At 54.5% G+C, this 12,487-nt stretch carries 7 protein-coding genes and 2 pseudogenes; 7 read left to right on the top strand and 2 right to left on the bottom strand.

The features are described 5' to 3' along the window. Nucleotides 1-100 precede the first annotated feature (100 nt). On the top strand, nt 101-1,495 hold the full coding sequence (locus tag PV433_RS15055; RefSeq protein ID WP_332072901.1) for an ABC transporter substrate-binding protein: 1,395 nt from the start codon (nt 101-103) through the stop codon (nt 1,493-1,495). Between the two features lie 92 nt (nt 1,496-1,587). Further along, a complete protein-coding gene (locus PV433_RS15060; RefSeq protein ID WP_332072902.1) occupies nt 1,588-4,056 on the top strand; it encodes a glycosyl hydrolase family 28-related protein in 2,469 nt (822 codons plus the stop codon). A 100-nt stretch (nt 4,057-4,156) separates the two neighbouring features. Here the strand turns inward: PV433_RS15060 and PV433_RS15065 are convergent, their stop codons facing one another. Next, nucleotides 4,157-5,932 (bottom strand): ABC transporter ATP-binding protein, encoded by a 1,776-nt coding sequence (locus tag PV433_RS15065; protein WP_332072903.1) that lies wholly within the window; start codon nt 5,930-5,932, stop codon nt 4,157-4,159. 227 nt (nt 5,933-6,159) lie between these two features. On the opposite strand from PV433_RS15065, the gene PV433_RS15070 reads away from it, so the two are divergent. The 3 genes and pseudogenes from PV433_RS15070 (at nt 6,160) to PV433_RS15080 (ending at nt 8,841) form a co-directional block, all read left to right on the top strand. Next, nucleotides 6,160-7,392, top strand: coding sequence for a serpin family protein (locus tag PV433_RS15070; protein ID WP_332072904.1), 1,233 nt, complete (start codon nt 6,160-6,162; stop codon nt 7,390-7,392). Between the two features lie 344 nt (nt 7,393-7,736). Next, nucleotides 7,737-8,198, top strand: a pseudogene (locus PV433_RS15075) (DUF2268 domain-containing putative Zn-dependent protease); the annotation flags it as partial. Between the two features lie 48 nt (nt 8,199-8,246). Next, nucleotides 8,247-8,841, top strand: a pseudogene (locus PV433_RS15080) (MerR family transcriptional regulator). Nucleotides 8,842-8,938: 97 nt separating this feature from the next. On the opposite strand, the gene PV433_RS15085 reads toward PV433_RS15080, so the two are convergent. Then, nucleotides 8,939-10,273, bottom strand: coding sequence for an ABC transporter substrate-binding protein (locus PV433_RS15085; RefSeq protein ID WP_332072905.1), 1,335 nt, complete (start codon nt 10,271-10,273; stop codon nt 8,939-8,941). Nucleotides 10,274-10,696: 423 nt separating this feature from the next. Here PV433_RS15085 and PV433_RS15090 point away from each other — a divergent pair, with 423 nt between their 5' ends. Together PV433_RS15090 and PV433_RS15095 are read left to right on the top strand one after the other, a co-directional pair. Then, nucleotides 10,697-11,425 (top strand): ABC transporter ATP-binding protein, encoded by a 729-nt coding sequence (locus PV433_RS15090; protein ID WP_332072906.1) that lies wholly within the window; start codon nt 10,697-10,699, stop codon nt 11,423-11,425. Further along, a complete protein-coding gene (locus PV433_RS15095; RefSeq protein WP_332072907.1) occupies nt 11,422-12,447 on the top strand; it encodes an ABC transporter permease in 1,026 nt (341 codons plus the stop codon). Before PV433_RS15090 ends, PV433_RS15095 begins: the two co-directional genes overlap by 4 nt. The last annotated feature ends 40 nt before the right edge of the window (nt 12,448-12,487 follow it).

Below are 12,487 nucleotides of genomic sequence, written 5' to 3' on the forward strand. Positions count from 1 at the left end.
ACAAATGTAATGAATCTTAAAAATTTAATATAGGCCCGCCGGCCGGAATATCGGACAATAAGAATGCAGTCACCACAACAAATGAAGGGGTGTACCGAACATGTCACGATCCAGCAATAACCGGGAACAGGAGGTCGAGTACAGGAGAGGCCGGAAACGCCGCCAGGCGCGAAGCGGAACGGTTGTCCTGACAAGTCTGATGATCGCTCCGCTGCTGCTGACCTCCTGCGGGAGCCGAAGCGGAAGCTCCGGAGAAGCGCCACAGACCGGGGCTCGTCCTGAAGCGCCCAAGCCGCCGGAGCCGGTGGAGCTCGTCTTTAAGGATGCGACGTTCGGCTGGTCGGCGGAATCGTTCATGAAAGACTACGGCAATGCAATTCAGAACAAATACCCGCACATGAAAATTACGTTCGTGCCGAAAAGCGCCGCTCCGATCAAGGAGATGCTGACGACCAAAGCGCAGCTCGATGTCGTTATTGTAGCGCTGTCGGGCTTCTACGGAAATATCGAAGACAACAAGCTGCAGTTCGACATGACGCCTTATATTAAAAAACACGGCTTCGATATGGAGCGCATCGACCCGACGACGGTCGCGCTCGCCAAGCAGCTCGCCGGCGGCGGCATCTACGGCATGCCCGTTAACGGTGCCGCTTCGCCGATCGTCTACAACAAGGACCTGTTCGACAAGTTCGGGGTCGCCTATCCGACGGACAAGATGACCTGGGACGATCTGTACGAGATGACGAAAAAGCTGTCCCGAAGCGAAGGGGGCGTATCGTATTACGGAGCTGTCATCTCGCCGGCCGATGCGCTGCTGCGCAATTCGTTTTCGCTCGGCTTCATCAATCCGACGACGCAAAAAGCCGATTTTTCAAGCAGCAAGTGGAGGGACTACGTTCATAACCTGCTCCGCTTTTACCAGATTCCCGGCAATCAGCTGTCGCCCGCCCAACTCGCGGGAGGCGAGACGAGAACGCTGTTCCACAAGGAGCAGCGGCTTGCCATGTGGCTTCCGGTGTCCGGTACCGGCGTTCACGATTTGTCGTTCGAAGGGATCAATTACGATTTCGCGAAAATCCCGTCGTTTAAAGAGGCGCCCGGCATCGGACCGCAGTCGTGGCCACTGTTCTTTTACTTGACGAGCACGAGCGCGCACAAGGAGGAAGCGTTTCAGGCTCTCGCCTTTCTGGCGTCGGACGAATTCCAGATGCAGAAGTCGCGCAGCGGCATCCTGACCGTGCTGAGAAACAAAGAGATCCGGCAAGCGTTCGCCCAGGATGCGCCCGAATATAAAGGGAAAAATTTGCAGGCGTTCCTGCCGGAATCGTTCGCGCCGCCCGCGTACATGTCTAAATATAACGGCTATGGCGTCGCGGAACTGAACAAAGCGTTTACCGAGCTGATGGCCGGAGGTAAAGATTACAATACGGCGATCCGGGAAGCGGAAGAACGGACCAATCAAAAAATTGCGGAATTGGAATCCGCCAACAAGTAGCCGGCGGCGCAAGACGGATTCAGGCACGACGGCTGCGGAGCCCGCGCGGTCCCGCAGTCTGACAATAACCATGGGGAATGGGGTGACCGTTGATGACTTCCGATCCGAAACAATTAAGCCGCAGACAGCTGCTGGCAACCGCCGGCCTTGCCGGCGCCGCGTTGACCGCAGGCGGCCTCGTCCAGACCAGCCTCGCTACGCGAACATTTGCGCAAAGTTCCGTTACTTCATCGGTTTACGGCCTGACAGCGGCTACAGACGTTTGCGTCGTTGCGACGACGGTATCCAGCTTGCGCGCCATGACGCTGCCGGACGCGGATACGGCGTATTATGTAACGGACCCGGGCCAGGAAGGCCACTACTATTACGACCCCGCCGATACGACATCCGCGGATAATACGGGGACGGTGCTCGTATCCGCCGCCGGCGCGAGGTTCAAGCGCTCGTATGAAGACGTCCTGAACGCCAAATGGTTCGGCGCCAAAGGCGATGGCGTTACCGACGATACGGCGGCGCTGCAAAGCGCGATCGACGCCACCTACGACGCGGGCGGCGGCACCGTAGTAATCCCGGACGGAACGTATGTCGTCCAGGGAAGCCATCTCTCGATCCAGCGGAGCAACGTGTTTCTGTGCGGCACCGGCCATACCCGGCTGCTGTTTCAGTCCCCCGGAACGGGCGACAGCTGCATCCATGTCTGGGACAGCCGGGGAGGGTTCGGCGGAACGAATCCGAGCAACCTGCCTTATTACGCGGACATGGATACGTTCGACCCTGCGCAATACGGCGGCGACGACTATCGTCTCAGCAATGTCGGCATCTCCGATCTGGAGCTGTGCCTGACCCGGAATACAGGCACCGTCATTACGATGCGGAAGGTCGACGGCTTCCGCAACGCCAACCTTCACTTTACGTTTGCCAGCCCTTCCGCCGGACCGCTTCCTTCCGCAGGCAACGTCATCCGGACGTTTTATTGCTCCGAAGGAAGCTGGGAGAACGTCCGGATCGACGACAACGCGAACATTACATACGGCGTGTTTATTTTTTGGAGCTATGCCATTCACGACCGCCGCATCCGCGTCGGCAAAACGAATACGATGGGCTACGAGTACAAGCACGGCATCAAGTGCAGCGTGTCCGACATTCAAGTGGTCAGCGACGGTACGATCGGAGCACGCGGCATTAACGTCGGCTATGGCAGCAAACATATCAGCGTCGAACGGGCGGACGTCCGCGGTTACATTACCGCAATCTGGCTGCGGAGCAGCGACGAGTTCGATTACAGCGAACATTTGCAGGTGAGGGACAGCTATTTCCACGGGACGGTGAACGGGTTCGTCTTTAACCGGGTGCGGCACGTTCTGGTCGACGGCTGCCATATCGTCTCCAAGCTGCCAGTCGTCTTCCAGAGCGGCAAAAAATATGTCGCTTACCGGGCCAATGCCGACGATCCGGCGCTCGTGCCGAACTCCGCAGGCTGGACGTACGACGGCCATTACGACTCCAAGGAAAATGTCGTGTTCGGGGGAATCAATCAGTGGCGCTACTACGAGCATTCTTATTTGCCTCAAGCGGTTCATGTCACGTTCCGCCGCTCGACGCTGGAGATCCCGGCCGGATCGGCTGCGCAGCAGTCGTGCGTCAAAATCATTATTCCGCCCGATATGAATGCCCGTCACCTGTTTAACGCCGGCAACCGGATCAAAACGTTTACGCATACGGACGGAGCGGTTTATTACCCGGCTTCCCTGGTCAACTGCTCTTTCCGGGATCTTGTCCTGAAGGCGGACGCTTCCGTCATTCATTTCGGAATCGACTCGCTGTCGCACGTTCTGCAAGGCTGCGAATGGAGCAATATTACGTTCGACGGCATCCGTTCCTTTCACGCCCGCGTCTTGAAATTCCATAACTCCGTTCTGGACCGGATCAACGTTCAACCTACCATTGCCTCGTCCAACATCTTTGAAATCAATTCCATCGACGGACTGGAGGTGCGCGGGTGCAGCATTCGCCATAATGGCGTGATGTTTTACTGCGATCCGGCCAAAAACTTGCCGCTGACGACAAGCGAAGGTTATATGAACATCCGGCTGTGCAACAACAACATCGCGGGCAAAAGCGGGGTCGGCATTACTTGGCGGTGGGCCTGGACGACGGCCTACGCCGGAACGGCGGCGAAGCCGGTGCTGATCGGCAACCGCTTTTACGATATCCCCTTCCCTACTGTTTACGGAAACGGCTCCGACCCGAACGGCCTGAGCAACGCTTATTTCGCGGACGATACGAACCGCTATAACGACCGCCAGCTGCTCTCCGTCGACTATACGTGGAACGTTCCGTCGATCGCCGGAGGAGGCGGAGAAGCAACCGTCAACATCGCCCATCCGGAGGCGGTAGTCGGCGATGCGGTAACGGTCGGTACCAATGTCGCGCTGCAAAAGCTCGTGGCATCCGCCTATGTGGCGGCAAAAGGAACGGTGTCCCTCCGTCTTCTCAACCCGTCGGGAACAGCCGTTACCCAAGGCAGCACCTTATTTTCGATCACGCTGCTGAAACGGTAACGGGTGGCGCTGAAACGGTCGCTCCGCACGATCATTCTAAAAGGTGGCGCAAACTCCGGCTTCGGCCGGAGTTTCTTTATGGAACAAATGCCCTTGCTGCCTAATCCCTGCTATACCAGGACGCCTGCGTCCGGTACATCCGGCAGTATTCGCCGTTCATCCGCATCAGCTCCTCGTGCGTCCCTTGCTCGACCAGCTTGCCTTGCCTGAGGACGAACACGAGGTCCGCCTGCTTCGCCGCTCCGAGCCGGTGGGTGACGAGCAGCGCCGACTTGCCTTCCGTCACTTTCATAAACAGCTCGAACGCCTCCCGCTCCGCTTGCGGATCAAGCGCGGCCGTCGGTTCGTCGAAAAAGACGAAATCCGCGTCGCGCATCAGCGCCCGGGCTGTGGCGATTTTTTGCCATTCGCCCCCGGAAGGCTCGATTCCGCCAAACGCGGCGCCGAGCTGCGTGTCCAGTCCGCTTTTTCGGTATCCGGCGGACCGGAGCGCCGCTTCGATCGCCGGATCGTTATGCAGCTCCGCCAGTTGACCGAGTGCGACGTTTTCCCGAAGCCGCACATGCAGCTGCGAGAAGTCTTGAAAGACGGCGGCCAGCTTCACGTTCCGCTCTCTCTCCGGCTCCCGGTCCAACTCCAGCCCGCTGGCTGGTAAACCGCCCCAATCGATACCACCTTCCGACGGCTGATAAAACCCGGCGAGCAGCTTCACCAGCGTCGATTTGCCGGAGCCGTTCTCGCCGACGAGCGCGGCCCGGCAGCCCGGCGGTATCGTCATCCGGATTCCATCCAGCGCTTTGCGGTCCATCCCGGGATAACGAAACGAAACATCAGATAACCGCAATCCTCCGCCGGCTGCGCTCCTGCCACATGTTTCCGCCCTCCCCGCGTTTCCCGCCGAGGCGTCCTCCTCCAGTTCCAGATAAGTCCGGAAGTCTTCCCACCTCATATAAAGTTTCTGGAAGGAACCTCCGGTCCGAACGATTTCCGGCAACTTCGCGAGCAGCATCGTCATCGTCATGAACAATACCGCAAAGTCTCCTGCGGTAAACGTCCGCGCTCCCGGCAGCAGCACCAGCAACGCCAGCAGCAGTCCCGACAGCAGAGCGAGCAGAAGCTCCGGCCCCAGCTTGCGCAATTCGGAGACGCGGACGGCGGTCCGTCTGTCACGGGATTGCCGCTCATACAGGCCGCGCCAACGTTTCTCCAGCTCAGGCGCATGACCGAACAGCCGGATCTCCTTCGCCGCCTCTTTTCCGGTCATCAGCCCCGCATAATGATCCATTAATCTCTGATCCGGCGTCTGGCTCCGGGACAGTTTCTCGAGGGAACGCACCGACTTGCCGGTAACGATTGACAGCAAGACCGTAGCGCCGATTATGGCAGCAAGAGGTATCCATTGCCCGAAGGCGAGTAGGATTGAGACGAGCAGGGCGGCCTGGATCAGCTGCTGTATCCATTGAAGGCCCGTATTGTAGATCTCGTGCAGGGAAACTCGCAAGGCCCGTTCCCGGATATCTTTGACGGAAGGAGATTCTACGGATTGGAGAGGAAGGCGGGACGTTTTCTCAAGCACCAGCCGCTGCTGCTCCAGCGCTCCGATCTCGTTAATCCGGGTTAGCGCCATCGGGATCGGTACGCCCAGCCCGATATTGTTCACCAGCATCAGAGCGGCCAGCCAAGCGGCGGAGGTCAGAATCGGGTAACTACTTAGGGAGGGGTTCCAGCCTTGGATACGATCAATCAACTCTTTCATCAGCCATAGCTCAGCCGGCAATACCGGGACGATTGCCAGCATAGCAGCGGCGAGTACGACTACCGGCCGCTTTTCTACCTTGTGAAGAATGGAAGCAGCTTGGAGAAAACAACGGATCATCCGATTAACGGCGGCCCCTCCTGTTCAGATGGTCTTCTCTTGCAGAGCTTATCTATTATACCGTTACACAGCTGGAATCGCACCCGGATAAAACGGTTCTAATCATTCGCTCCTGCCTGACTGGACTGGGCTTTCCGGCACATTTGTTGTCCGGAAGCGCAACCTTCGGTGTCTTGAACTCGTCTGGACTAGGAAAGAGAACACCAATATTTGGGGGTTGGGGCGTTATGAAGAAAAAAACTGTTGCGGCGGGTGTTCTGCTTCTCCTGCTGACCGCCTGTGCAGGCGCCGGACCTGCCGGACCGAAGTTGTCGGCGGACGAACGAAAAGCGGCCGCGGCGGCGATCGATCCGCGTATTGCCGAAGCGAGCCGGTCGTTCGGACTCAAGCTGCACAAGCAGATGAGCGGTACCGGAAAAGGGGAAAATGTCGTAATCTCGCCGGCAAGCATATCGGCCGCGCTTGCTCTGGCCTTTACGGGAAGCTCCGGGGAGACGGCGGTGGAAATCGCGGCTGCGCTGGACTGGAACGGAATGAGTGAGAACGAGCTGAACGAGGCGAACCGCAAGATGACAGAGCTGCTAACCGCATCCGGGGGCGGCGTCAAGCTAACGATCGCGAATTCGGTATGGACCGCTGCACATATGGCCATCCATAAGCCTTATCTTCAAACCGTCAAAGATTATTATCAAGCGGAGGTTCGCGCTGCAGATTTCGCCTCCCCGAAGACGACGGACGTCATCAACAGCTGGGTGTCGAAGCGGACGGAAGGCAAAATCCGCAAGCTGCTCGAGGAAAGGCTCCCCGCCGATAGCGCAGCGGTTCTGCTGAATGCGGTCTACTTCAACGCTTCATGGACGGACCCGTTCCAGAAGGGGAATACACATGATGATGACTTCACGCTGCTGGACGGTGCCGTCAAAAAAGTTCCCATGATGCGGCAAACCCGCACCTATGCCTATTCCGAACACGAAGCTTGGCAAGCCGTCAAGCTTCCCTACGGCGACGGGCGGATGAATATGCTGCTCGTCCTGCCGAAGGAGACGTCCTCCCTGGACGAATTAAACCGCCAGCTGTGGTCCGATTGTCTCCCCTGCCGGCAGACGTTCGAACCTGTCCGGGTCGATCTCCGTCTCCCTAAGTTCAAGGTGGAGTATACAGCGCAGCTGAAAGACGCGCTAACCGGTATCGGCATGTCCCAGGCTTTCGATCCGAGCCGGGCGGATTTCCGTAAAATGGCCGACGTTCATCCTCTTTACATTAGCGGCGTCACGCACAAGACGTATCTGGACGTAAATGAAGAAGGCACCGAAGCCGCCGCCGCTACTGGCGCCATGATGGCAGGCTCTGCTCCGCCTTCCAAGCCGGTCGACATGATCGTGAACCGTCCCTTTTTCTTCGCCATCGAGGACAGTCACACCGGCTCCTGGCTGTTCCTCGGAACGATCACGAATCCGTAACCGCCAGACAAATATCGACTACCCGCAGCTTGCCTCTGATAGTGCGACTGCGGGAGTTCTTTTTGAAAACGACGAATCACTTCCCCGTTACTATATGACCGGCTTGGCGGAAGTTCGTGTAGCTTGTTCAATTTCCGCTAATAACCCTCCGCCCGGCAAGGAGAACGGGATAACCTGAGAAAATAAATTGGTGAATTTTATGGTCAGTTATTTAACTCATTCTTGGAGGCATGTGATGGAGCACCATATACTTAATTTTCATTATTTGATTCAAAGCTCTTGACTATGACGTTAGGTCATAGTACATAATTCTCTCTATGAATACGATACCTGGAGTGAAAGATATGAATATAAAAACATTGCATTCAGACCAGATTTATCAAAAAATTACCCAAGCTTCGCCCGAGGAAAAGCTTGAATTATTCAGAAACGAAATGATGGCTCCCTTTATGAAACAATGACAAATTCAACAGATCCCTTTTAGAGCTGAAGAGACGAATGGTTTTGACGTTATTACGTTTAATAGTATGATACATCGATCCCCTGATCAAATTACCCCGCAGATTTCACCTGAGGTAGAGTTGATTTCGAGGGAATCCGGAAAGCCGTGCCTTAGCAATAAACGAAAGATATAGCGGCTTTGGGGGCATCCCGGGTTTATCTGGGGTACTCTCTTGCCAAATGAGTACACGATTCCTCGAATGAAGGCTGCGCTGGCGCACGAATGCAACCATAATGTGCGATATCAATTTATTCAGTGGGACCACACCGATAATTTGGGCGAGCTAATTGTAAGTGAAGGGCTACGATAACGCCCGCTGCTCAAATACTAGACGAAGTAAAAGGATTTTGGGATGAAGAAACCATTATTAGCTGTTAAAGATATTGTTCAGATTACAGGCATTACAGGTCGGACCCTGCATTATTACGATAGAATTCATTTATTTAAACCGACGCATCTGACGGAAAAAGGTAGAAAACAAAGACTAGAAACAATCATGGCAGCTCTCGATGAATACGTTTCGGGGAATGATATTAGTAATTTGCAAATCTTCAATAGTTCTTTGCCATTGAAAGAACAATATGCAAATGAGGCAAGATTCATTTATGGTGAAACAGAAGCGTATAAAGAGTTTAATGAAACATTGGAAAAATTATCACTAGATGATAAAGAGGAACGTTTTCAATCCATGGAGGAACTATTCAAACAAATTGCGTCTTGTGTCGATCAGGGTCCTTCCTCCGGTAAAGTTCAGCAATTAATCGAGGTGGAAAAAAAATCTAATGCAATTCATGACATGTGATGCAGAGTTACTGGCTTGCATTGCCAATACCTACAAATTCGATGCACGATTCAAAAACTATTTTAATGCATACGGCAATGAGGATTTAGCAGATTTTCTTTACCGTGCAATCATGCATAATATCAATCGGAAAACATCTCAATGAATAGAGATGACGCCCATGCTGGACGTGCAACGCAAACGGGACAGCAGGCCGCCGCCTATCTGTCCCGTTTTCCTTTTCCCCTGTCGGGTAGCCCGCGTTACTTGTTCTTCGCCTCGGCGATCGCTTTAACCGCCGCCTCTTCGGCGTTGCGGAATGCCGTGTTAATATCGATCTCGCCCTTCGCTATTAGACCGATATCTTTCGTATACGTCTTTTCGACTGCCACGTCATAGATCGTTTTGGGTGATATAGGAGCGAATTTGTTATAAAACACGGAAGCAAAGTTTTTATTCTTATACTCCGTATCCTGGGCATACGCTTTCTGGACGGCTTCGTTTTTAAGAACGGGCATCGTTCCTTTACGCGAAATCTCCATCTGATATTCGTCGGAGATCAAGTATTTCAGCACTTCCATCGCCGCCTCTTTCGATTTGGACAGCGAAGTGATCGTGAAGTACGAAGGATACGACTGCGAGCCGACGTTCGGAAGCTCCTTGAAAGTAGGCAGGGAGACCATTTCCCAGTTCATCGTTTTCATCTCCGGCACGGTAAACGGCATCTGGGACAAAAAGACGAACATGCCGAGATTCTGATCCTTCGTCAGCGCGTCGCGATACGGCAGCGCATTTTTCAATTCGGTAATTTTCGCTTTATAGCCGGCATCCTGGGCCGGATCGATTATCGTCGCCTGATACAACCGTCTCCACTTCTCGTTTTGGATCGTCGGCTTGTCGGTCTGCATATCGACATACGGAAGCGAGAACTGATTCATCCGGAGCATATGCGAGCCCGATACGGCCAGCCCGATATATTGCTTATCGCCGTCGGTCCGGTTCAGCTTGCGGGCGATCTCCAGCGTCTCGTCCCACGTCATGCCGTCCTTCGGATACGGCACCCCGAACTTATCGAATACCGCCTTGTTATAAAATAAGGCCAGGTTGTTCGTGTACACAGGCAAACCGTACATTTTGCCGCCGGATATTTGCTTCATCGCATCGACGACCGTCGGCTCGAACCGGTTCAGATCGACCGAATTTTTCTTGATCAGCTCGGACAGATCGTACTCCAGCTTGTTGACCAGCAGCCCTTCGCTGAAATTGCCGATCGAATCGTAATAAATATCGATCGTCGTCCCCGCTGCCAGCAGCTCCGGCAAAGTGCTCCCTTTTTGGGCGCGGATATAATTGATTTTATAATTAGGAAATTTTTTGCGGATCGAATTGCCGAACCTTTCGTTAAATACTTCATCCGTATCTCCGGCCATCGTGAAAAAATTAAGTTCCGCCGGCGTCTTCGTAATATCCGGTGCGGACGGCTGGCCTTTCTCTCCATTCTCTGTCTGGCCGGCCGATTTTCCGCCGCCTCCGCAAGCGGTTGCAAGCAGCATCGCAGCCATAACGGTCGAAGCGACCAAAGCGCGTTTAACAGACATGCTGAACCCTCCCTTTAGTAGATGCTTCCCAATGGTTCCGTTCTTATCCTTCCATGTGTCGAGCCTGCTTATAAGCTGTACGGATTCGCTATCAACTTATACGTATGTGTTACCTATTGCCGCTGCTTGCCCTATGCCCGATGGCCCTGCCTAATCGGAGCAAGATCCGCCTTATGACGCTCGATCATCCAGTAAAACCGTACTTTCCATATACCTCCTTTTTTTGACCCCGATTTAATAGAAATCGATTTCTCGGTTTCAATATATCATGTATGCGGTTACTTTTCAATCATAAAGAATGCGTATTCTTAAAATATTTCGCAGCCGTTTTTCACCCCCTCGCCTTTTTTATTTACAATAGCCGAAGTCCGTTTTATACTAAAAATGAGTGATTACTCACTTTCGTGAGGAGGGCGATTATTTATGCAAAGTGCGACTTGTATTCGGCTCGATCAGGTCTGCCGAACATTCGGAAGCAAGGAAGTGATCAAGGAGATTTCGCTTCAAGTCGGCCGCTCGGACATATTCGGATTGCTGGGACCGTCCGGCTCCGGCAAAACGACGCTTGTGAAAATGATCGCCGGAATCGACGAGGCGACAAGCGGCGACGTGTATGTGCTGGGCGAACGCATGCCCAAACTGTCGCATCTGCAGCAGATTGGGTACATGGGTCAATCCGATGCGTTGTATGCGGAATTAACCGCACAGGAAAATCTCGAATTTTTCTGCGCTTTGTACGGTCTCGGCGGAGCCGATAAAAAGCGCCGCATGCAGGAGGTTATGGAACTGGTCAATCTCGGCGCTCATATGAAGCAACAGGTCGCCCGTTATTCCGGCGGGATGAAACGAAGGCTGTCGCTGGCCGTCGCGCTGCTCCACCAGCCGCCGGTGCTTATCCTGGACGAACCGACGGTCGGCATCGATCCCGTCCTGCGCCAATCGATATGGAGCGAGCTGGAGCAGTTAAGCCGTTCCGGCACGACGATCGTCCTCACCACCCACGTGATGGATGAAGCCGAACGGTGCGGGCAGCTCGGGATGATTCGCGACGGCACGCTTATCGCCGCAGGTACTCCCGAAGCGCTCAAGAAGGATACCGGTTCCGCTACGCTGGAACAAGCATTTTTGCATTTCGGAGGTGCCGCCTCATGAGAATCCGCGCACTGGTCATCCGGATTTTGCGCCAGTTTTGGCATGACAAACGGACGCTCGCGCTTATGATTGTCGCGCCGATGCTTGTGCTTACTTTGATGTCGCTCGTCTTTAATGGCGATACGTTCCGACCGGCCCTTTCGGTCGGCGGGCTGCCCGAGCCGCTCGTTCAGAAACTGGAGCAGCACGGCGCGGACATCTACCGCTATACTCCGGAAGAAGCGGAGACGGCTTTGGCGGACGCGCGAATCGATGCCATCGTCACCTTGCAAGGCTCGTCACCTGTCGTGAAGCTGGAAGGCAGCGACCCGACGGCCAACCGAGCGGTGCTTCTGCTGCTCCAAAACGTGCTCCAGGACCTGAATCCGGCAGCGGCCGCTCCCAAGCCTGCCGTCACTTATTTGCACGGATCGGCGGAGATGGCGGCTTTTGATCATTTCGGCCCTGTGCTTATCGGGTTTTTCGTCTTTTTTTTCGTCTTCCTTATATCCGGCGTATCGTTTTTGCGCGAAAGGATGGGCGGGACTTTGGAACGGCTGCTCGCCACTCCGATCCGGCGCTGGGAGATCGTGGCCGGTTACATTTTAGGATTCGGCCTGTTTACGATGATTCAGTCCGCCCTGATCGCCTGGTATGCGATCCACGTGCTGGGCATGATGATGGCCGGCTCGTTCTGGTACGTGCTGCTCGTTACGCTGCTGCTCGCGGTTACCGCTTTGGCGCTCGGCACGTTTTTGTCGGCATTTGCCAGCAACGAGTTTCAGATGATACAATTTATACCGCTGGTTATCGTTCCGCAAGTGTTTTTCTCCGGTTTGTTTAATATGGACACGATGTCCGTCTGGCTGCGCTGGCTGGGCAAGTGCATGCCGCTTACCTACGGAGCCGATGCACTGCGGAATATTATGGTCCGGGGCCAGGGGTGGTCCGATATTGCGGCTGACGTCTACGTGCTGCTCGCCTTCTCGGCCGTGATCATGTTCTTGAACGTGCTGGCGCTGAAAAAACACCGGCGGATCTGATTCATCCCAAAGTCCATAAGAATTACTTGTCCCCTATATC

The sequence above is a fragment of the Paenibacillus sp. GYB004 genome (assembly GCF_036577605.1).
GTDB lineage: Bacteria > Bacillota > Bacilli > Paenibacillales > NBRC-103111 > Paenibacillus_AB > Paenibacillus_AB oceani.

What these genes read in the sequence shown, in the direction of transcription:
- PV433_RS15060 (WP_332072902.1), top strand. Translation starts at nt 1,588, where the DNA reads ATGACTTCCGATCCGAAACAATTAAGCCGCAGACAGCTGCTGGCAACC.
- PV433_RS15095 (WP_332072907.1), top strand. Translation starts at nt 11,422, where the DNA reads ATGAGAATCCGCGCACTGGTCATCCGGATTTTGCGCCAGTTTTGGCAT.
- PV433_RS15055 (WP_332072901.1), top strand. Translation starts at nt 101, where the DNA reads ATGTCACGATCCAGCAATAACCGGGAACAGGAGGTCGAGTACAGGAGA.
- PV433_RS15065 (WP_332072903.1), bottom strand. Translation starts at nt 5,932, where the DNA reads ATGATCCGTTGTTTTCTCCAAGCTGCTTCCATTCTTCACAAGGTAGAA.
- PV433_RS15090 (WP_332072906.1), top strand. Translation starts at nt 10,697, where the DNA reads ATGCAAAGTGCGACTTGTATTCGGCTCGATCAGGTCTGCCGAACATTC.
- PV433_RS15070 (WP_332072904.1), top strand. Translation starts at nt 6,160, where the DNA reads ATGAAGAAAAAAACTGTTGCGGCGGGTGTTCTGCTTCTCCTGCTGACC.
- PV433_RS15085 (WP_332072905.1), bottom strand. Translation starts at nt 10,273, where the DNA reads ATGTCTGTTAAACGCGCTTTGGTCGCTTCGACCGTTATGGCTGCGATG.